At 56.3% G+C, this 20337-nt stretch carries 20 protein-coding genes, 2 tRNA genes and 1 other RNA gene; 12 read left to right on the top strand and 11 right to left on the bottom strand.

The window, feature by feature from the left end; genetic code table 11:
- Window positions 1-397: 397 nt before the first annotated feature.
- Together D8B20_RS09430 and D8B20_RS09425 are read left to right on the top strand one after the other, a co-directional pair.
- A complete protein-coding gene (locus D8B20_RS09430) occupies window positions 398-1147 on the top strand; it encodes a MipA/OmpV family protein (RefSeq protein WP_145888636.1) in 750 nt (249 codons plus the stop codon).
- 83 nt (window positions 1148-1230) lie between these two features.
- Complete coding sequence (locus D8B20_RS09425; RefSeq protein ID WP_145888635.1) at window positions 1231-2079, top strand: aldo/keto reductase; 849 nt, start codon at window positions 1231-1233, stop codon at window positions 2077-2079.
- An 11-nt stretch (window positions 2080-2090) separates the two neighbouring features.
- On the opposite strand, the gene D8B20_RS09420 is transcribed toward D8B20_RS09425, so the two are convergent.
- Window positions 2091-2966 carry a D-hexose-6-phosphate mutarotase gene (locus D8B20_RS09420; protein WP_145890506.1) on the bottom strand — a complete coding sequence of 292 codons (876 nt, stop codon included), beginning with the start codon at window positions 2964-2966 and terminating at the stop codon, window positions 2091-2093.
- A 73-nt stretch (window positions 2967-3039) separates the two neighbouring features.
- Entirely contained in the window at window positions 3040-4038 is a 999-nt protein-coding gene (gene gapA / locus D8B20_RS09415; protein ID WP_145888634.1) for a glyceraldehyde-3-phosphate dehydrogenase, read from the bottom strand.
- A gap of 337 nt (window positions 4039-4375) precedes the next feature.
- On the opposite strand from gapA, the gene msrB reads away from it, so the two are divergent.
- Both msrB and D8B20_RS09405 read left to right on the top strand, forming a co-directional pair.
- The gene (gene msrB, locus D8B20_RS09410) at window positions 4376-4786 is read left to right on the top strand and encodes a peptide-methionine (R)-S-oxide reductase MsrB (protein ID WP_145888633.1); all 411 of its coding nucleotides are present in this window, start codon (window positions 4376-4378) and stop codon (window positions 4784-4786) included.
- 2 nt (window positions 4787-4788) lie between these two features.
- Entirely contained in the window at window positions 4789-5070 is a 282-nt protein-coding gene (locus D8B20_RS09405; protein WP_145888632.1) for a YeaC family protein, read from the top strand.
- Window positions 5071-5102: 32 nt separating this feature from the next.
- On the opposite strand, the gene pncA is transcribed toward D8B20_RS09405, so the two are convergent.
- From pncA to sppA, 3 genes are all read right to left on the bottom strand, one after another.
- Entirely contained in the window at window positions 5103-5711 is a 609-nt protein-coding gene (gene pncA, locus D8B20_RS09400) for a bifunctional nicotinamidase/pyrazinamidase (protein ID WP_145888631.1), read from the bottom strand.
- Window positions 5712-5728: 17 nt separating this feature from the next.
- Window positions 5729-6742 carry an asparaginase gene (gene ansA / locus D8B20_RS09395; RefSeq protein ID WP_145888630.1) on the bottom strand — a complete coding sequence of 338 codons (1014 nt, stop codon included), beginning with the start codon at window positions 6740-6742 and terminating at the stop codon, window positions 5729-5731.
- A gap of 85 nt (window positions 6743-6827) precedes the next feature.
- On the bottom strand, window positions 6828-8687 hold the full coding sequence (sppA, locus tag D8B20_RS09390; protein ID WP_145888629.1) for a signal peptide peptidase SppA: 1860 nt from the start codon (window positions 8685-8687) through the stop codon (window positions 6828-6830).
- Window positions 8688-8857: 170 nt separating this feature from the next.
- On the opposite strand from sppA, the gene D8B20_RS09385 reads away from it, so the two are divergent.
- The 4 genes from D8B20_RS09385 to D8B20_RS09370 all read left to right on the top strand — a co-directional run bounded on the left by D8B20_RS09385 (window position 8858) and on the right by D8B20_RS09370 (window position 12834).
- Window positions 8858-9409: an NAD(P)H nitroreductase gene (locus D8B20_RS09385; RefSeq protein ID WP_145888628.1), complete on the top strand. Its 552-nt coding sequence runs from the start codon at window positions 8858-8860 to the stop codon at window positions 9407-9409.
- 144 nt (window positions 9410-9553) lie between these two features.
- Entirely contained in the window at window positions 9554-10597 is a 1044-nt protein-coding gene (gene selD / locus D8B20_RS09380) for a selenide, water dikinase SelD (protein ID WP_145888627.1), read from the top strand.
- A gap of 21 nt (window positions 10598-10618) precedes the next feature.
- Complete coding sequence (locus D8B20_RS09375; RefSeq protein ID WP_145888626.1) at window positions 10619-12535, top strand: DNA topoisomerase III; 1917 nt, start codon at window positions 10619-10621, stop codon at window positions 12533-12535.
- Between the two features lie 2 nt (window positions 12536-12537).
- Window positions 12538-12834 (top strand): YnjH family protein, encoded by a 297-nt coding sequence (locus D8B20_RS09370; protein WP_145888625.1) that lies wholly within the window; start codon window positions 12538-12540, stop codon window positions 12832-12834.
- A gap of 32 nt (window positions 12835-12866) precedes the next feature.
- Here the strand turns inward: D8B20_RS09370 and xthA are convergent, their stop codons facing one another.
- The 6 genes from xthA to D8B20_RS09340 form a co-directional block, all read right to left on the bottom strand.
- Window positions 12867-13673 carry an exodeoxyribonuclease III gene (xthA, locus tag D8B20_RS09365; RefSeq protein WP_145888624.1) on the bottom strand — a complete coding sequence of 269 codons (807 nt, stop codon included), beginning with the start codon at window positions 13671-13673 and terminating at the stop codon, window positions 12867-12869.
- 190 nt (window positions 13674-13863) lie between these two features.
- Window positions 13864-13991, bottom strand: a non-coding RNA gene (locus D8B20_RS09360) — RtT sRNA.
- Window positions 13992-14029: 38 nt separating this feature from the next.
- Window positions 14030-14114 (bottom strand) — tRNA-Tyr (locus D8B20_RS09355).
- A 44-nt stretch (window positions 14115-14158) separates the two neighbouring features.
- Window positions 14159-14243: transfer RNA gene (locus D8B20_RS09350), tRNA-Tyr, on the bottom strand.
- A 144-nt stretch (window positions 14244-14387) separates the two neighbouring features.
- A complete protein-coding gene (gene purU / locus D8B20_RS09345; protein WP_145888623.1) occupies window positions 14388-15236 on the bottom strand; it encodes a formyltetrahydrofolate deformylase in 849 nt (282 codons plus the stop codon).
- Between the two features lie 56 nt (window positions 15237-15292).
- Entirely contained in the window at window positions 15293-15748 is a 456-nt protein-coding gene (locus tag D8B20_RS09340; RefSeq protein WP_145888622.1) for a YchJ family protein, read from the bottom strand.
- 96 nt (window positions 15749-15844) lie between these two features.
- Here D8B20_RS09340 and rssA point away from each other — a divergent pair, with 96 nt between their 5' ends.
- The 4 genes from rssA to D8B20_RS09320 all read left to right on the top strand — a co-directional run bounded on the left by rssA (window position 15845) and on the right by D8B20_RS09320 (window position 20334).
- Entirely contained in the window at window positions 15845-16750 is a 906-nt protein-coding gene (gene rssA, locus D8B20_RS09335) for a patatin-like phospholipase RssA (protein ID WP_145888621.1), read from the top strand.
- A gap of 101 nt (window positions 16751-16851) precedes the next feature.
- Window positions 16852-17868 (top strand): two-component system response regulator RssB, encoded by a 1017-nt coding sequence (rssB, locus tag D8B20_RS09330; RefSeq protein ID WP_145888620.1) that lies wholly within the window; start codon window positions 16852-16854, stop codon window positions 17866-17868.
- Between the two features lie 193 nt (window positions 17869-18061).
- Window positions 18062-18970, top strand: coding sequence for a UTP--glucose-1-phosphate uridylyltransferase GalU (gene galU, locus D8B20_RS09325; protein ID WP_145888619.1), 909 nt, complete (start codon window positions 18062-18064; stop codon window positions 18968-18970).
- A gap of 23 nt (window positions 18971-18993) precedes the next feature.
- The gene (locus D8B20_RS09320) at window positions 18994-20334 is read left to right on the top strand and encodes a UDP-glucose dehydrogenase family protein (RefSeq protein WP_145888618.1); all 1341 of its coding nucleotides are present in this window, start codon (window positions 18994-18996) and stop codon (window positions 20332-20334) included.
- The last annotated feature ends 3 nt before the right edge of the window (window positions 20335-20337 follow it).

Below are 20337 nucleotides of genomic sequence, written 5' to 3'. Positions count from 1 at the left end.
GTCCTTTCGTTTTTAGCACAGGTAAAGGAGCGTAATAAGATGCTCTTGCAGCTCCCGGAAGATATTCTTTATTGAGTACAGCAACCCTTATGCCAACCTGACGTCTTGTTATCGGGATACACAATTCTTATGGTTACTCTGCTCGTACAAATTTGCTCGTCTGACTTTTACTGTAGAAGGCATTCAGAAAACTTGCTCCGTCTTTTCTCCTTATTTAGCGATATATCAATAACAAAGTCTCATAAGCGCTAAGGCGGTCACGCTGCCGGCAGCCCGCGCAGCCTCGGCCCTGGTGCGCCGCATCCGGCAGACAATCTCGCCGGATAAAAAGTTAAACCAGGCAGAATTTTTGGTTAGACTCTTCGGGTGATTGTTATATTAATGGACTGAATAAATTGTGAACCATTTCAAACTTAAAGCCCTTGCTCTGTTGTGTCCTTGTTATTTTGCGGCGTTCAGCACGCACGCCGATCCCTTATCTCTTGGGGCTTCAGTGATTTATGCCCAGTCACCGTACCGGGGTGGTCAGGACCGCTATTTACCGGTTCCGGTGATCAATTACGAAGGCGAAAACTTCTGGTTCCGCAGCCTGCAGGGCGGTTACTACCTGTGGAAAGACCCGCAGGATCAGCTGTCGCTGACGCTGCTGGGTTCACCGCAGCAGTACGATCCGAAAGATAACGACCTGGGAGACATGAAGGCACTGGACAAACGCCGCATGACGCTGATGGCGGGAGCAACGTACCGGCATGTTGCCAGCTGGGGCATTGTCCGCACCGCACTGCTGGGGGATATCCTGAATAACAGTAACGGGATGATCTGGGACCTGACCTATCTCTACCGCTTCGATTTCGGTGCCTTCAGCCTGACGCCCGGGATCGGTGCGATGTGGAACAGCGCCAACCAGAACCGTTACTACTACGGTGTGTCCGCCCATGAGAGCGCGCGCAGCGGCATCTCCCGCTACAACCCGGATGATAGCTGGTCTCCGTATGTCGAAATGAACGCCAGCTATCAGTTTAGCGATAACTGGAACGCCAGCCTGTCCGGACGTTACACACGCTTCGCCAGCGAGGTTAAAGACAGTCCGATGGTTGATAAAAACGGACAGTTCACGCTCTGGACCGGCGTAAGCTACAGCTTCTGATAGTGTCACCAGCGCCTCACGATGAGGCGTTTTTTTTACATTGCACCATCAGTGCGCCCCGTTATGGCGCAACAGGAGAGGTAATGAAAACGCTACAGTTTCGTGATGAGCCCGCGTTGCCGGCAATCGGGCAGGGCACCTGGTATATGGGTGAACAGCCGGCGCAGCGTGGTGAAGAAGTGCGGGCGCTGCAGGCGGGCCTTGAGGCCGGACTGCGGCTGATTGATACGGCAGAAATGTATGCTGAAGGTGGCGCGGAAGAGGTCGTTGGCGAAGCGCTGCGCGGACGCCGGGACCAGGCCTGGCTGGTGTCGAAGGTTTATCCGTGGAATGCCGGCGTGGTGGACGCGATAGACGCCTGTGAGCGCAGCCTGCGCCGCCTGCAGACCGACTATCTGGATCTCTATCTGCTGCACTGGCGCGGCAATGTACCGCTGGAAGAGACGCTGCGCGCCATGGAAACGCTGCAGCAGCAGGGCAAAATCCGCCACTGGGGCGTTTCAAATTTTGACGCGGACGATATGCAGGAGCTGTGGGAGGAGAATGCCGGCACGCGCTGCCTGACGAATCAGGTGCTCTACCATCTGGCTTCGCGTGGTATTGAATATGATCTGCTGCCGCTGTGCCAGCAGCACCATACGCCGGTTATGGCTTATTGTCCGCTGGCGCAGGCTGGCCGGCTACGCCAGGCGCTGTTTGACCACCCGCTGCTGTTGCAGATTGCACAACAGAAGGGCATCAGCGTCGCGCAGTTGCTGCTGAGCTGGGTGATCCGCCAGCCAAGTGTACTGGCCATTCCCAAAGCCAGCAGCGTGGCACACGTGCTGGAAAATGCGGCGGCGTTGCAGATAACCCTGACACAGGAAGAGCTGGCGCTGATCGATCAGGCCTTCCCGCCACCGCCGCATAAAGTCGCGCTGGACGTCGTATAGCGTCCGCCGGCTTACTTAGTTCGCAGGCGCAGCGTAACGCCAAGTCGTGCCGGGTTCTCACCGGCGCTTTTCAGCGGCGTATTGATGCGTGCGGTTTCCACACAAACCATGGTTTTGTAGCCGTCATTGGGCATATCCGCCATGCTACAGGAGAGTTCTGCGCCCGGATTCCATGTGACAACGTCACTTTGATAGTGGTGATAGACTTCAATCTGCCGCTGGCCGGCTTTATCGTGGATGATGCTGCAATCCTCAGCCGCCGTGTGAATGCGATCAACGCGCTGGGCGTAGGTCTGCCGTCCGTCAGATAATGTCCCTTCGGCGTTGTTCTGCACTTTATCGATGTAAGGCTGGCCCAGACCGCTGACCTCCGTTTGCATGATATCTGCAACCTGGAAATAGGTGTGCAGCGCGCCGGTAGAAAGGTAATCACCCCAGGCTTCCAGTTCAATTTCACAATGTGTACCAATGCGGAAGCGGGCAAGCAGGGTAAAATCGTGTGGCCACAGCTTTTTGGTTTGCGCATTACTTTCCAGCGTGAACGTCAGCATCACGGCTTCATCGTTTTCGTCATGGGCCGTCAGCGTCCAGGGCTGATTACGGGCAAAGCCGTGTGCGGGTTCGCCTGCCGGACCAAACCACGGCCAGCAGATGGGCACGCCACCGCGGATCGCTTTGCCGTTCACAAAAGGCGTTTTGGCGCTGAGCCAGATGGCCGGTGACTGACCGGCAGGTTGCCAGGCCAGCAGGTGCGCGCCCTGTAAGGCGATGGCAGCGCGCACTTTGGGATGGCTGATCACCAGAACCGGCAGATCGCCCTGCTGACGTTGTGACAGGTAAGGGGTGATCTGCTCCCTCACCGGAAGCGTAAAAAGCGTATCTTGCATCATCAGATTTTCTCTCATCCCGTCGAAAAAAAAGGGGCGACCGAAGTCACCCCTTGTTTATTGACTGATGTGCTTATTTAGCAGCAACCAGCGCAATCAGATCCAGAACCTTGTTGGAATAGCCGGTTTCGTTGTCGTACCAGGAAACCAGTTTCACGAAGTTGTCGTTCAGTGCGATACCTGCTTTGGCATCGAACACAGACGTCAGGGTTTCACCGTTGAAATCGGTAGAAACCACGTCATCTTCGATGTAGCCCAGCACGTCTTTCATATCACCTTCTGCAGCCGCTTTAATGGCAGCGCAGATTTCTTTATAGGTGGCTGGTTTTTCCAGACGAACGGTCAGGTCAACCACAGAAACGTTCGGGGTAGGCACGCGGAACGCCATACCGGTCAGTTTGCCGTTCAGCTCTGGCAGTACTTTGCCCACTGCTTTGGCCGCGCCGGTTGAAGAAGGAATGATGTTCTGCGCTGCGCCACGGCCGCCGCGCCAGTCTTTGTGAGACGGGCCATCAACGGTTTTCTGCGTAGCGGTGGTGGCGTGAACGGTGGTCATCAGACCTTCAACGATACCGAATTTGTCGTTGATGACTTTAGCCAGCGGCGCCAGGCAGTTGGTGGTGCAGGAGGCGTTAGACACGATGTCCTGGCCGGCATATTTATCAAAGTTGGCACCGCGTACGAACATTGGGGTGTCATCTTTAGATGGGCCAGTCAGTACGACTTTCTTCGCGCCGGCAGAGATGTGTTTACGTGCGGTTTCGTCGGTCAGGAAGATACCGGTTGCTTCAGCAACAACGTCAACACCCACTTCATCCCATTTCAGGTTAGCCGGGTCTTTCTCGGAGGTAACACGGATTTTTTTACCGTTGACGATCAGCGCGCCATCCTGCACTTCTACGGTGCCGTCGAAACGACCGTGCGTAGAATCATACTTCAGCATGTAAGCCATGTAATCGGCGTCGAGCAGGTCGTTAATCGCGACGATTTCGATGTCTGAACGCTGCTGTGCAGCACGGAAAACGATGCGACCGATACGGCCAAAACCGTTGATACCTACTTTGATAGTCATATATTCCACCAGCTATTTGTTAGTGAATAAAAGGTTGGCTGTAAAATTACAAAAACCTTACCAGGCGTCAAGCGGAATCGTGTCAATTGTTGCGACAGGTCAATTCCAGCGCCAGGAATAATTCGTTGCGCAACCGCTTGCGCAGCACCCTTATTGCGCCTCTATCTTACGCTGAATGCAGACCGAAAAGGGAAGAGTGTTGCAAAGGGTGATCGTCATCACAAAATCAGCTTACGCAGGCCGGGTCAACTCGCGGCGCACGAAAAAAGACCCGGAAATGTTGTTCGTTTGTTAGAATACTAGACGATTTTTTCAGAAAGACACTCCGGAACTCAAAATGGCTAAAGACACCGCAACCGAAGCACATCTCGCGCAGCTATCGGAAATGCAGCGCTACGTCACGCAACAACGTGGCACGGAACCGCCGTTCTCGGGTGCTCTGCTGCACAATAAGCAGGAGGGTATCTACCACTGTCTGGTGTGTAATGCACCGCTGTTTCTGTCAGAAACCAAATACGATTCAGGCTGTGGCTGGCCCAGCTTCTATCAGCCGGTCAAAGATGAGGCGATTCGCTATCTGGAAGATGATTCGCACGGTATGCACCGGATTGAAATCCGCTGCGGCAACTGCGACGCGCATCTGGGCCACGTTTTCCCGGACGGCCCGCAGCCAACCGGTGAGCGCTATTGTGTCAACTCCGCCTCGCTGAGTTTTACCGACGAGCAGGGCAAGCAACAGAAGGGCTGAGCATGAAGCAGGAACTGGAAGCGATGCTGGCGGCGATGACGCCGGAAGTGTACGAACGTCTGGCCACCGCGGTGGAAACCGGCAAATGGCCGGATGGCGTTGCCCTGACGCAGGAACAGCGCGACAACTGCCTGCAGCTGGTGATGCTGTGGCAGGCACGGCACAATGATGATCCGCAGCACATGACCATCGGCAAAGGTGGCGAGATGGTGACGAAATCGAAGAAGCAGTTGAAGGAAGACTTTGGTATCGAATCCGACGTAACGCGCATTAACCTGCACTAACAGCAGCAGGGCTGGTTGACCAGCCCTGATTTTCAGATAATGACGGCACCCTGCGCCCGCATCTGCGCGATAGCGATATCGCTGTCATCCGGGTTGAGATTCACTCCGCGACATCCCTCTTTTACCACCTGCACGTTGTAGCCCAGCTCCAGCGCATCCAGCACGCTGTACTTCACGCAGTAATCGGTCGCCAGTCCCAGCATGACCAGATCGGTAATGCCGCGCTCGCGCAGCCAGCTGTCCAGCTCGGTTTTACGGCGGTGGCCGTTATCGAAAAAGGCGCTGTAGCTGTCCACATCCACGTCGCCGCCTTTATGGAAGACGGCATCAATGAGGCTGCGGTCGAGATCGGGATGGAAATCGGCGCCTGGTGAATGCTCCACGCCGTGATCCGGCCACCAGATTTGTGCCAGACCGTTCAGTTCGCCCAGGGTGTATACCGGCTCGCCGGAGACTGAGGCAAAACTGCCGTGGTTAGCCGGATGCCAGTCCTGCAGCGCCACCACGCATTCGCCGCGCGCGCGGAATTCACGTGCATAACGATTGGCAACGGCTACCGTCTGGTCGCCTTCACGCACGGCCATCGGCCCGCCGGGGCAAAAATCGTTCTGGATATCGATAATTATCAATGCCCGCTTCATTACTTCTACGCTCCGTATCAATCGTCGGTCAGTTCGCCACGTAAATTCTGCTGCATTTTGGCACGAATTTCGGCGCTGGTGAGGTTTTGACTCAGCAAATAATGCAGTTTTGTTAACGTGGCCTCAACGGTGAGATCAAAACCGCTGATCACCCCCGCATGCTCCAGTGCGTTGCCGGTGGCGTAACCGCCCATATTGACTTTACCTGACATGCATTGCGTCAGGTTGACCACCACAATACCGCGTTCGCTGGCCTGCTGCAGTTCTGCCAGGAACTCGGCATTCTGCGGCGCGTTGCCAACGCCATAAGAGCGCAGGATCAGTGCCTTCACCGGCTGACGCAGGAAGTTGCGCACGACATCGGCTGAGATGCCCGGATAAATGGTCACCACGCCGATAGGCTGCGGGGTAATCGGATGCACCACCAGATCGCCGCTGCCCTGCGGGGCCGGAGGCGTGTTCAGGCGGCGGATATGAATACCGGCTTCCAGTAACGGCGACAGGTTCGGTGAAGCGAAGGCGTTAAAGCCATCCGCGTGCGCTTTCGTGGTGCGGTTGCCGCGATAGAGCGTGTTATTAAAAAACAGCGTCACTTCGTTTATCGGATAGTTCGCCGCCACATAAAGGGAATTCAGCAGGTTCTGCTGACCATCTGACCGCAGTTCCGCCAGCGGAATCTGAGAGCCGGTCACAATCACCGGTTTGGCCAGGTTCTCCAGCATGAACGACAACGCCGAGGCGGTAAACGCCATGGTATCGGTACCATGCAGGATAACAAAACCGTCATACTGGTCATAGTTTTGCCGGATGTCGTCGGCGATCGCCTGCCAGTCCTGCGGCGTCATATCCGAGGAGTCGATCAACGGCTGATATTCGTGAATGGTAAAGTCCGGCATTTCTGGCCGATGGAATTCGGGCATATTCGCCAGCTGCTGCTGAAGGTGGCCGGAGACCGGAATATAACCCTGCGCAGAGCGCTGCATCCCGATCGTACCGCCCGTGTAGGCTACATAGATATTTTTCTTTTGCATGAATGAACTCAGGCTTGCCGTAAAACGCGCAGTATAAGGGGATTACCGGGGAAAAGCAGCCCGACCAGCGGCCGGGCTGTAAAGTTTACCGTACGTTGCCGCAGTTAAGGCAGAAGGCGTAGCGGTTCTGGGGATCGTTAAGGTGATTCAGCAGCCCCGGCTGTGCCTGCATGGCGCTCATAACGTCAGTCACTGGCGCGGGCAGCCAGGCTTTCAGTGACGCGGGCAGTACCGCCTGCGCCGACGCATTCATCTGATTCAGCAACAGATCCAGCATCCCTGGGTCGTCCTGATACCAGCTCAGCGCCGGCTGGGTCACTTTGGCCAGTTCAGCCGCTTTGGCGACGGCATCGTCGAAATCACCCAGCGCATCCACCAGGCCGTTGGCTTTGGCATCACTGCCTGTCCAGACGTGGCCCTGCGCAATCGCGTCAATCTGCTCTGGCGTTTTGTGGCGCGATGAGGCAACCAGCCCGACAAAATTGCGGTAGCCATTTTCAATGGTCAGCTGCATCAGCTGCTGGACTTCCTGCGGCAGGGCTTTCGTTGTTGCCACGTCCGCCAGCGGTGAAGTGGCTACGCCATCGCTATGCACGCCAATGGCGCTCAGGCTGTTTTCAACGGTGTTAATCACGCCAAAAATACCGATGGAGCCGGTGAGCGTACTGGGCGCCGCCACGATATAGTCCGCCGGGGTAGAGATCCAGTAACCGCCCGACGCCGCCATACCGCCCATCGAGACCACCACCGGTTTCCCGGCGTCGTGGGCCGCTGCCAGCTCTTCGCGGATCGCTTCAGAGGCGGTAACGCTGCCGCCCGGGCTGTTCACCCGCAGCACGATAGCTTTGATTTTCGGATCCAGCCGCGCATCGCGGATCTGCGCCGCAGTGGTGTCACCGCCCACGTTACCGGCGCGCTCTTCACCGTCCATGATGGCACCGCTGGCCAGAATCACCGCGATGTTACCTGCCTGACCCTGCGGTGGCTGTTTCACGTTGTAGTCATAGATGCTGACGTTGCGGTAATCATTGTTCGCCTTATCCCAGCCGAAGGTTTTCACCAGTTGCTGATCGGCCGCAGCGCGCGTATCCAGCACATCCACCAACTTGTTGTTCAGCGCGTACCTGGCGGTATCGCCCTGAACCGCCTGCAGACCGCTGATCACCCCGGCAGCGCCAGGGAACAGCTGATCCGGTGTGATCTGGCGATTCGCTGCGACGGTGTTCAGATAGTTCTGCCACAGCTGACCCACCCAGCGGCTGTCAGCATCGCGCGCTGCCGGTGACATGTCATCACGCAGGAACGGCTCTACGGCGGATTTATAGGTGCCAACACGGAACACGTGCGAACTGACCTTTAGTTTGTCCAGCAGCGTCTTGTAATACAGGCCGTTAGTGGCAAAGCCGTGCAAATCCACCGTGCCCTGTGGCGAGAGATAGATTTTGCTGGCATAGCTGGCCAGATAGTACTGCGCCTGACTGTAGCTGTCGCCAATGGCGAAAATCGGTTTGCCGCTATCGCGGAATTCGCGCAGCGCTTTACCGACATACTGCAGCGACGGCTGATCGCCGCCGGCAAAATCACGCAGATCCAGCACGATACCGGTGATGTTTTTGTCGCTTTTTGCCTGACGGATAGCCTCCACGACATCAAACAGTGAATTCTCCTGCAGGCGATCGCTGCTGGTTCCCAGCAGCTCACGGCTGATACGGCTCAGGCGATTGCTGACCGAGGGTTTGTCCACCAGCATGCCGCTGAGATCGACTTTCAGCGCACCCTGCTGGACCGGTTCGCTGCTGTTGCTGCCGGAGATCTGCAGCCAGATACCCACCCCAGCCAGAATCAACACAATCAGAAAGAGATTCAGAATAAATTCACGAATAAAATTCAGCACCCGCCAGCTCCAGCGGAACAGGCCTGCAATGATTCGCCACAATGTGCGCATAAACTCTCCATATTCACGTAGCCAGAGCAGGCGGCACGCGGCCTGCCCCGAGGTTGGCTCCATCCTAAAGAGCGGCGTGTGAAAAGTCAGCAGGAAATCGCGCCAGACTGTTACAAAAGATCGCGCTGTGCCAGGATTAGGCCACGCATTTTCGTCACGGGAGACTCATTATGGATGCACTGGATTTACTGGTTAATCGTCGTTCAGCTTCACGCCTGACCGAACCGGCACCGGCCGGCGAGATACTGCAAAACATTCTGCATGCCGGCATGCGCGCGCCCGATCACGGCACGCTGCAGCCGTGGCGCTTCATCATTGTGGAGAATGAAGGGCGCGAGCGCTTTGGCAGGCTGCTGGAACAGGCCGCCCGCGACAGCAATCTGGATGACAAAGCCATTGCGAAAGCCGCTGCGGCACCTTTCCGCGCGCCCATGATTATCACCGTAGTGGCGCACTGTACGCCGTCGGAAAAAGTGCCGCGCTGGGAGCAGCTGCTCTCGGCAGGATGTGCGGTGATGGCGATGCAGATGGCCGCGGCTGCGCAGGGCTTCAACGGTATCTGGCGCAGCGGGCCGTGGACTGACCATCCGCAGGTGCGTGAAGCCTTTGGCTGTCGCGAACAGGATGCGATTGTCGGCTTTCTCTATCTGGGTACGCCGCAGCTGAAAGCCAGCACCACGGTTGTCGCGCCGGATACCCGCGACTTTGTCAGTTATTTCTGACAGACACCGGCGGGTTTCTGCGGCAGGGTGGCTGGCGTTGCACAGAGCCTGTGCGAAAGATCGCTCTCCGGGCGTGCGATGCTTATCACCGGCTGGCAGCCAGGCTAACATAACGCCTTCTGTTCAGCGCATAAGGAACCCGCCATGAGTGAACCGCTTCGTCTGACACAATACAGCCACGGTGCCGGCTGTGGCTGTAAAATCTCGCCGCAGGTGCTTGAAACGATTCTTCGCAGTGAACTGACCGCGTTTCACGATCCGCAGCTGCTGGTGGGGAATGAAACCCGCGATGACGCCGCGGTGTACGATCTGGGCAACGGCACCGCCGTGGTCAGCACCACCGATTTTTTCATGCCCATCGTCGACGATCCGCACACCTTTGGCCGCATTGCGGCGACCAATGCCATCAGCGATATCTATGCCATGGGCGGCAAGCCGATCATGGCGATTGCCATCCTCGGCTGGCCGGTGAATGTGCTCAGTCCGGAGGTTGCCCAACAGGTGGTGGAAGGAGGGCGTGCTGCCTGTCAGGCGGCAGGCATTGCGCTGGCGGGCGGGCACTCAATTGACGCGCCGGAGCCGATTTTTGGCCTCGCCGTGACCGGTATTGTTGACGTGGCGCGCGTGAAGAAGAACAGCGCAGCGCAGGCCGGCAGTACGCTGTTTCTCACCAAACCCCTTGGCATCGGCATTCTCACCACGGCGGAAAAAAGGGGGGTGCTGCGGGCGGAACATCAGTCGCTGGCGGCGGCGGTGATGTGCCAGCTGAACCGTGCCGGTGCAGATTTTGCCCGGCTGGCTGGCGTCAGCGCCATGACCGACGTGACCGGATTTGGTCTGCTCGGACATCTGAGCGAGATGTGTCACGGCTCCGGACTGCGGGCGGAAATCCGGGCCGGCCAGGTACCCCGCTTGCCCGGCGTGGATGACTATATTGCCACCGGTGCCGTGCCGGGCGGCACTGAACGTAACTTTGCCAGCTATGGCGCGCAGGTTTCGGCGATGGATGAAGCGACCCGCGCATTACTGTGCGATCCGCAAACCTCCGGCGGACTGCTGGTGGCGGTAGACGCCAGCGCGGTGGCCGCCTTCCGGCGCTGCGCGGCAGAAGCCGGCGTTGACGTCGCCGCCATTGGCGAACTGTTTCCTGCAGACGCAACAAAGCCTCTGATTACTGTAATTACCTGACGTTAAGGATCGGCGCACTGCATGCGTTTGTTTATTGCTGAAAAACCCAGTCTGGCACGGGCCATTGCCGATGTGCTGCCTAAACCGCATCGCCGCGGCGATGGCTATATTGCCTGCGGAAATGATCAGGTGGTGACCTGGTGCGTTGGTCACCTGCTGGAGCAGGCGCAGCCGGATAGCTATGACAGCCGGTATGCGCGCTGGAACCTGGCCGATCTGCCGATCATTCCCGAAAAGTGGCGCTTACAGCCGCGCCCCTCGGTTGCGAAGCAGCTTAAAGTGATTGAAGGCCTGCTGCAGCAGGCCAGCGAAGTGGTACACGCCGGCGACCCGGATCGCGAAGGCCAGCTGCTGGTTGATGAGGTGCTGGATTATCTGCATTTGCCGGCTGAAAAGCGCCAGAAAGTGCAGCGCTGTCTGATTAACGATCTTAACCCGGCCGCGGTGGAACGGGCGGTTAACCGCTTACGCGAAAACCGCGAGTTTATCCCGCTCTGCGTCTCGGCGCTGGCGCGCGCGCGCGCTGACTGGCTCTACGGTATCAATATGACGCGCGCCTGGACGCTGCTGGGGCGCAATGCCGGTTATGACGGTGTGCTCTCTGTCGGGCGCGTGCAGACACCGGTGCTGGGGCTGGTGGTGCGACGCGATGAAGAGATCGAAAACTTCGAACCAAAAGCATATTTCGAAGTGAAAGCCCACATTGTCACGCCCGCGGAGGAGCGCTTTGTCGCCTGCTGGGTTCCCAGCGACGCCTGCGAGCCGTGGCAGGATGAAGAGGGGCGTTTACTGCATCGTCCGCTGGCTGAGCATGTGCTGGCGCGCATCAACGGTAAACCGGCATGGGTCACTGGTTATAACGACAAGCGTGAATCCGAGAGTGCACCGCTGCCGTTCTCACTCTCCAGCCTGCAGATTGAAGCCGCAAAACGGTTTGGCCTTAGCGCGCAGAACGTGCTGGACTGCTGTCAGCGCCTGTACGAAACCCACAAGCTGATTACCTATCCGCGTTCCGACAGCCGCTATCTGCCGGACGAGCATTTTGCCGGACGCCATGCAGTGCTGAAAGCGATTCAGGCGCATCAGCCTGCGCTGACGCCGCCGGACGATTTTGACCCGGAGCGGAAAAATCGCTGCTGGGATGATAAGAAAGTGGACGCGCACCATGCCATCATCCCGACAGCCCGCGCGAGCAACGTCACGCTCAGCGACAATGAAGCGAAGATTTACGGCCTGATTGCCCGCCAGTATCTGATGCAGTTTTGCCCGGACGCGGTGTTCCGCAAATGTGTGATTGATCTGGATATTGGTGGCGGGAAATTCGTCGCGAAAGCCCGCTTTCTGGCGGAAGCAGGCTGGCGTGCGCTGCTTGGCAGTAAAGAGCGCGACGAAGAGAATGACGGCACGCCGCTGCCGGTAGTGAGCAAAGGGGATGAGCTGTTGTGTGAACGCGGTGAGGTGCTGGCGAAACAGACGCAACCGCCGCGCCCGTTTACCGATGCGACACTGCTCTCCGCCATGACCGGTATTGCGCGCTTTGTGCAGGATAAAGAATTAAAGAAAGTGCTGCGTGCGACCGATGGTTTAGGGACGGAAGCGACGCGAGCCGGCATTATCGAACTGCTGTTTCGCCGCACGTTTCTGGTGAAAAAAGGCCGCTATATTCATGCCACGGACGCCGGCAGGGCACTGATCCATGCTCTGCCGGAGATGGCCGCCCGGCCGGATATGACGGCACACTGGGAATCCACGCTTACCCGTATCAGTGAAAAAGCCTGCCGCTATGAGGAGTTTATGCAACCGCTGGTCAGTACGCTGACCGGACTGATCGGCGAGGCGCGTCAGCGACCTTCGCTGCAGGCATTTCGGGGACTGGCCGCGACCGGGCCGAAACGCAGCAAAGCCAAATTCACCCGGCGCACAAAAAAGGAGACGTAAGCATGCGTTATGCCGTGCTGTTACTGAGTGGATTACTGCTGTGCAGCCATGCCGCGCTGGCAAATCGCCAGCCGCAGGAGTACCGCAGCGGGAATAACACCGATGTGGTGGTGGATATGCCGCCGGAGGCGTGGACGCAGGGGCAAAACCGCCAGCCTGCGTGTCTGCAGTGCTGTATTTATGAAAACCGCACCTATTCAGAAGGCGCGGTGGTGAAAGCAGAAGGGGTATTGCTGCAGTGCGCACGTGATGAGAAAGTGCTGGGAACCAATCCGCTGATCTGGAAAATCATCAAATGAAACGGCGTGACGCTGCGGCGTCACGCGCGGTTTTACAGCGAGAAGGTAGACCAGATGGGGGCATGATCGGAGGGTTTTTCCATCGCGCGGATAGCGTAGTCAATGCCGCTGTCGATGCAGCGCGACGCCAGGGGCGCGCTCGCCAGCAGCAAATCAATACGCAGGCCGCGATTGTCATCAAACCCTTTTGAGCGGTAATCAAACCAGGAGAAACGGTCTGCCGTTTCCGGATTTTTCTCGCGCCAGGTATCAACCAGGCCCCACTGCAGCAGACGATCCATCCACTCGCGCTCTTCCGGCAGGAATGAACATTTGCCCGCGCGCAGCCAGCGCTTGCGGCTCTCTTCACCAATGCCGATGTCCAGATCGGTGGTGCTGATATTCATGTCACCCATTATCAGCACTGGCTTATCGGCGCTGAGCTGTTGCTCAAGGTAGTCCTGCAGATCGCGGTAAAATTTGGCTTTCGCCGGGAATTTAACCGGATGGTCGCGGCTTTCACCCTGCGGGAAATAGCCGTTGATGACCGTGATGTCGCCAATCGGGCTGGCAATTTCCGCCATAATCAGGCGACGCTGGGCGTCTTCATCATCTCCCGGAAAACCACGGCGCACCATCACGGGCTGTTCTTTGGTTAACAGTGCGACCCCGTAATGGCCTTTCTGACCGTGATAAAACACGTTATAGCCGAGCCGGCTGACCTCTTCGAGCGGGAACATGTCGTCATGGACTTTGGTTTCCTGCAGCCCGATCACATCCGGCTGATGCTGTTCCACCAGCGCTTCCAGTTGATGAGGGCGCGCGCGCAACCCGTTGATGTTGAAAGAGACAAATTTCATTTCACAGCCATTTTATCCGCATAAGTTTGCCGGGATGGTAACGAGTTTTACGGTAAAAGTCATCGGCTGAATCCGCCGATGGCGGCAGGCAAACCGCAGAACGCGCAGGTGCGTGAGGGGACACAGTCGATGCTTCTCCGAAGAGAATCGGTAACGCAGGGGAACACTATCAGCAGGGTGCAACAGAGGATGGTGGCGGGAGAAGGATGATTCGCCGCAGGCGGCTCACCCTGCGGGCCGCGCGTTCGCGCGTTGTCTCACGGTGTTCGACCCGAACCTTCGGTCGAAGCTTCTCATCCTTCTCCGGAGAGTATCGGTAACGCAGGGGAACACTATCAGCAGGGTGCAACAGAGGATGGTGGCGGGAGAAGGATTCGAACCTTCGAAGTCGATGACGGCAGATTTACAGTCTGCTCCCTTTGGCCGCTCGGGAATCCCGCCCGGGATATGAAGCTCATAAGATTCAGGCGGAAGAGTGATTCAGATGGTGGCGGGAGAAGGATTCGAACCTTCGAAGTCGATGACGGCAGATTTACAGTCTGCTCCCTTTGGCCGCTCGGGAATCCCGCCACTGGCCTGAATCTTTATGCCTGAAAGCGGGGCGCATCATACCAAATGCGTTCGGCCTGTAAAGCGCCCCGTTGAAAAATATCAATCGTTTGCCCACTTTTTACGCGTGGCGCTGAAGAGTTAAGCAATTCAGCGCCCGCCGCGTTACAGAATAATGGTGCGGTTACCGTAGACAAAGACGCGCTGCCCCAGCACTTTATACAGCGCGCGGCTCAGCACATTTTTTTCCACATCGCGTCCGGCACGCATCATCTCTTCAGCCGTGTAGCTGTGATCGACATTTATTACGTCCTGCATAATGATTGGGCCTTCATCCAGGTTGTCATTCACGTAATGCGCCGTAGCACCGATGATTTTCACCCCGCGCTCATACGCCTGATGATAAGGGCGCGCACCGATGAAGGCGGGCAGGAAGGAGTGATGAATGTTGATGATCTGGTTCGGATAGCGCTGGACAAACGCCGGCGTCAGCACACGCATATATTTTGCCAGCACAACATAATCCGGCTGATAACGATCAATCTCATCGGCCATGCGGTTGTCATGCTCTTCACGCGTCAGTCCTTCGTGGCTCACCAGCACAAACGGAATGTCGAAACGTTCAACCAGCGAACGCAGCGTATCGTGATTACCGATGACGGCGGCAATTTCCATGTCGAGACCGCCAAACGCGCTCTTCATCAGTAAATCGCCAAGGCAGTGCGCCTCTTTGGTCACCAGTATCACCACGCGACGACGACCGGCGGTGTGCAGTTCTCGGACTGAACCCGCAGGCAGCGCGCTGTCGAGATCCGCCAGCAGCGTGTTGTCGTTGAAGATCCCTTCCAGTTCGGTGCGCATGAAGAAACGCCCGGTGCGGTGATCAACAAACTCATTGTTCTGCACAATGTTCAGTTCATGCTTGTAACAAATATTGGTGATTTTGGCGATCAGACCCTTCGCATCAGGGCAAATGGTCCGTAATACTTTTCGTTGCATGGTTTGCGCTTGCATCTCAATCAGAGTCCTGTCAAAGCGATGAATGGTAAAGCCGTTGGGGATGCGTCAGGTCAGCCACAACATTTTTTGTATTTTTTATCGGCGCCACAAGGACAGCGATCGTTACGCCCAATCTCTGGCGTGGTTCCGTCGACATAGTACCAGCGTTGATCCTCGCGAAGAAAGCGTGAACATTCACTGATGGCCGAAGTGCGCCCGTTTTCGCGGTAGCGTGCAAAAAAAGTCACGAAGGCTTCATTCTCATGGCTTCCGGGATTACAACGGGTTACATTCAGGCCCAGCCACTCGGTGCCGGCAAAACTTTCAGACAATAACGTCTCCAGCCCGGCCACACGTTTACTGGTGTGCCAGGTGGATGTCAGATACGCTGCATGATGCCGGACATAGGCTGAGTAGCGTGAGCGCATTAATTGTTCGGCGCTGGCGGGAATCGCCTGGCCTTCCAGAAAGGGCTGGCAACATAGGCTATACTGCTTTCCGCTGCAGCAGGGGCACGTTTCGGACACGTTATCTCCTGTGAGTGATTCAGGTTAAAGTAAGCGTGCGCTATGGTAGCCGACTGTCTGGCGTGATGCTACGTATCACCTAACGCACGAGGGACCATGAGAAAGGTCAAAATCGGGCTGGCACTGGGTTCCGGTGCGGCAAAAGGCTGGGCGCACATCGGCGTAATCAATGCGCTGGAGCGTGCCGGCATTGAGATAGATGTCGTGGCAGGCTGCTCGGTTGGCGCCCTGGTGGGATCTGCCTATGTCAACGGCCGCCTTGGCCTGATGGAAAAGTGGGTGAGCGCGTTTCGCTACTGGGACGTGATTCGCCTGATGGATCTCTCCTGGCAGCGCGGCGGATTATTACGGGGCGACCGGGTGTTCAGCCACATCCGTCAGCTGATCCCGGCTGAACATATTGAAGGGTGCGACATACCGTTTGGCGTCGTGGCCACCAACCTCAGTACCGGGCGCGAGCTGTGGCTGACAGAAGGGGATTTGCATCAGGCTGTGCGCGCTTCGTGTAGTATGCCAGGCTTATTGCCGCCTGTTGGCTACAATGGTTATTGGCTGGTGGACGGCGCGGTGGTCAATCCGGTGCCGGTTTCCCTGACACGCGCGCTGGGCGCAGACATTGTGATTGCCGTGGATTTGCAGCACGATGCGCACCTGATGCAGCAGGATATGTTATCGGTGACGCCGCAGAATGGTGAGGAAATCGCCACTGCCGAAGCGTTAACCTGGGGCAGGAAATTGCGTCAGCGTTTGCTGGGACTGACGCACCGTCGCGCCAGCCAGTCACCTGGCGCGATGGAAATTATGTCGACATCAATACAGGTTCTGGAAAATCGCCTGAAGCGCAACCGTATGGCAGGCGATCCGCCGGATGTGCTAATCCAGCCTTTTTGTCCGCAGATTTCAACGCTGGACTTTCATCGTGCCGGAGAAGCCATTGCGGCAGGCAAGGCTGCCGTTGAGAAAAAAATGGATGAACTATTACCGCTGGTCCGTAGCAGATAATCAGTTGTTCATTCACCGGGGTTGTGGCTTCAGCCGATTCTGAAAGGCGCAACTGAGCTTTATGAACCACTATTAAAATATCTGGTACGCAGGGGGAGAGAATGGAAAAACCACTACTCGGCAAAAAGATACTCATTGTCGAAGATGAGGTCGTTTTCCGTTCATTGCTGGACACGATGTTAAAGGGGCTCGGTGCCACCACGCTGGAAGCGGGTGACGGGCTGGACGGGTTGAGCCTGCTCAATGCACAGGATGTGGATCTGGTCATTTGCGATCTGGAAATGCCGCGTATGGGAGGCATCCCATTTGTTGAGCGCATCCGCAGTGCGGGCAACAGCGTACCCGTGTTAATTATTTCCGCAACGCAGAATATGGCCGATATTGCGCACGTGCTGCGCCTCGGCGTACAGGACGTGTTGCTTAAGCCGTTAAAAGATCCTGAACGCTTCCGCGAGGCGGTGTTCGAGTGTCTTTATCCCTCCATGTTCACGTCAAAAGTGGAAGAAGATGAGCAGCTTTTCCAGGACTGGGATGCGCTGGTGCGCGATCCGCTGGCGGCAGCCAAACTGCTGAAGCAGCTGCAACCTCCCGTGCAGCAAACAATCGCCAACTGCCGGATCAACTATCGACAGCTCACCATGGCTGAACAACCCGGTCTGGTGCTGGATATTGCGGCCTTGTCAGACAAAGATCTTGCGTTTTACTGTCTGGATGTCACGCGTGCCGGTGATAATGGCGTGCTGGCGGCGCTGCTGCTGCGCGCGCTGTTTAATGGTCTGCTGCAGGAGCAACTTTCAGGCCAGAAGCAGCGGCTGCCTGAACTGAATGGCTTATTACGTCAGGTGAATATGCTGCTGCGCCAGGCTAACCTGCAGGGACAATTCCCGTTATTAGTCGGCTACTATCATCGTCCGTTAAATAACCTGATTCTGGTTTCTGCCGGACTTAACGCCACGCTGCATATTCATGCACAGCAAATTCAGCTCAGTAATGGCGTGCCGCTGGGCACGATGGGCAGTACACATCTCAATCAAATCAGTCAGCGCGCGGACGCGTGGCAGTGCCATGTCTGGGGCGCTGGCGGCCGGCTGCGTTTAATGTTATCGACCGAAGAATAGCCAGCTGAAGGTATATTTCAGGCGGGTTAAAGACAGGGCCAGAGCTAAGCTTTACACTTGGGTAATAGTCTTAAATTCCGTGGATTAACTTCATCCAGGATAAATCCGTCTGACAGTAACTGATATACTCATTTCGTTTTTTAAACCGACATATCAAGTATTAACTTGAACGGCCTATTAAGAGAGGTATTTGATGTCTGCCTATAAGTCAAAAGTAAAAAAAGCGGTAATCCCGGTTGCAGGTCTGGGTACGCGTATGCTGCCTGCTACCAAAGCTATTCCAAAAGAGATGTTACCGCTGGTCGATAAGCCGTTGATCCAGTATGTCGTCAACGAGTGTATTGCTGCGGGCATCAACGAGATTGTGCTGGTTACACACTCTTCTAAAAACTCCATCGAAAACCACTTCGATACCAGCTTCGAACTGGAAGCCATGCTGGAAAAACGTGTTAAGCGTCAGCTGCTGGATGAAATCCAGTCTATCTGCCCGCCGCACGTGACCATCATGCAGGTTCGTCAGGGTATTGCGAAAGGCCTGGGTCACGCAGTGATGTGTGCACACCCGCTGGTGGGTGACGAGCCGGTGGCGGTCATTCTGCCGGACGTGATCATCGACGAATACGAATCAAACCCAACCAAAGACAACCTGGCAGAAATGCTGAGCCGCTTTGAAGAAACCGGTCACAGCCAGATCATGGTTGAGCCTGTTGCAGACGTTACCGCCTATGGTGTGGTGGACTGCCAGGGCGCTGAACTGGCACCAGGCCAGAGCGCACCAATGGTAGGCGTGGTTGAGAAGCCAAAAGCGTCTGAAGCGCCTTCAAACCTGGCGGTAGTGGGCCGTTACGTACTGTCTGCGGACATCTGGCCTCTGCTGGCGAAAACCCCTCCGGGCGCAGGCGGCGAAGTTCAGCTGACTGACTCTATCGCCATGCTGATGGAAAAAGAGACCGTGGAAGCTTATCACCTGACCGGTGTCAGCCATGACTGCGGTAACAAACTGGGTTATATGCAAGCTTTTGTTGAATACGGCGTTCGTCATCCGGTGCTGGGCAAAGATTTCGCACAGTGGCTCGACGGTGCAGTAGGCAACAAAAAGTAATTCATTAAACACAGGATAATTCAATGAAAGTCACTGTATTTGGTATCGGCTATGTCGGTCTGGTTCAGGCTGCGGTGTTGGCCGAAGTCGGACATGACGTTCTCTGTATTGATGTCGACGAGAAAAAAGTCGAAAACCTGAAAAAAGGCATCATCCCGATTTTCGAACCCGGCCTGACGCCGCTGGTTATGTCTAATTACGAAGCGGGTCGCCTTAAGTTCAGCACCAACGCGGAAGAGGGCGTAAATCACGGTGTAATGCAGTTTATCGCCGTGGGAACCCCACCGGATGAAGATGGTTCCGCCGACCTGAAATATGTGACTGCGGTTGCGCGCACCATTGCGCAATACATGAACGATCATAAAGTGGTGATCGACAAATCTACCGTTCCGGTGGGCACCGCTGACCGCGTGCGTGCCGTGATGGAAGAGACGCTGCAGAAACGTAACGTCAGCATGACCTTTGACGTAGTTTCCAACCCGGAATTCCTCAAGGAAGGCGCAGCGGTAAATGACTGCATGCGTCCGGAGCGTATCGTTGTCGGCACCGACAACGACGAAGTGGTGGAGCTGCTGCGTGAGCTGTATGAGCCATTCAACCGTAACCACGACCGCATGATTCTGATGGATATCCGCAGTGCGGAACTGACCAAGTATGCTGCGAACTGCATGCTGGCGACCAAAATCAGCTTCATGAACGAGATTTCCAACCTGGCTGAGCGCCTGGGTGCCGACGTCGAAAAAGTGCGTCAGGGCATCGGTTCGGATTCACGTATCGGTTATCACTTCATCTATCCGGGCTGTGGCTACGGCGGTTCATGCTTCCCGAAAGACGTGCAGGCGCTGATTCGCACTGCGGAGTCGATTGGTTACACGCCGCGCCTGTTACAGGCGGTGGAAGATGTGAATGATTCGCAGAAGAACAAGCTGCCAACCTTCATCAAACGCCACTTTGGTGATGACTTACGCGGTAAAACCTTCGCGCTGTGGGGCCTGGCGTTCAAACCGAACACCGACGACATGCGTGAAGCGTCCAGCCGTGTGCTGATGGAAGCATTATGGGAAGCGGGCGCTACCGTGCAGGCCTTCGACCCGGAAGCGATGGAAGAAGCACAGCGCATCTATGGTCACCGTGACGATCTGAAACTGACCGGTACCAAAGAAGCTGCGCTGCAGGGTGCCGATGGTCTGGTGATTTGCACGGAGTGGCAGAATTTCCGTGCGCCAGATTTCGACGTCATCAAAGCCGCGTTAAAAGAACCCGTGATTTTTGATGGTCGTAACCTGTATGATCCAGAGCGTATCAGCAAACGCGGCTTCGTTTATTATGCAATCGGCCGCGGAGCGTCTATTCAAATTGCGTAATTA

It is taken from the genome of Candidatus Pantoea soli, from assembly GCF_007833795.1.
Lineage (GTDB): Bacteria > Pseudomonadota > Gammaproteobacteria > Enterobacterales > Enterobacteriaceae > Pantoea > Pantoea soli.
This window is presented reverse-complemented; position numbering and strand designations above follow the sequence as displayed.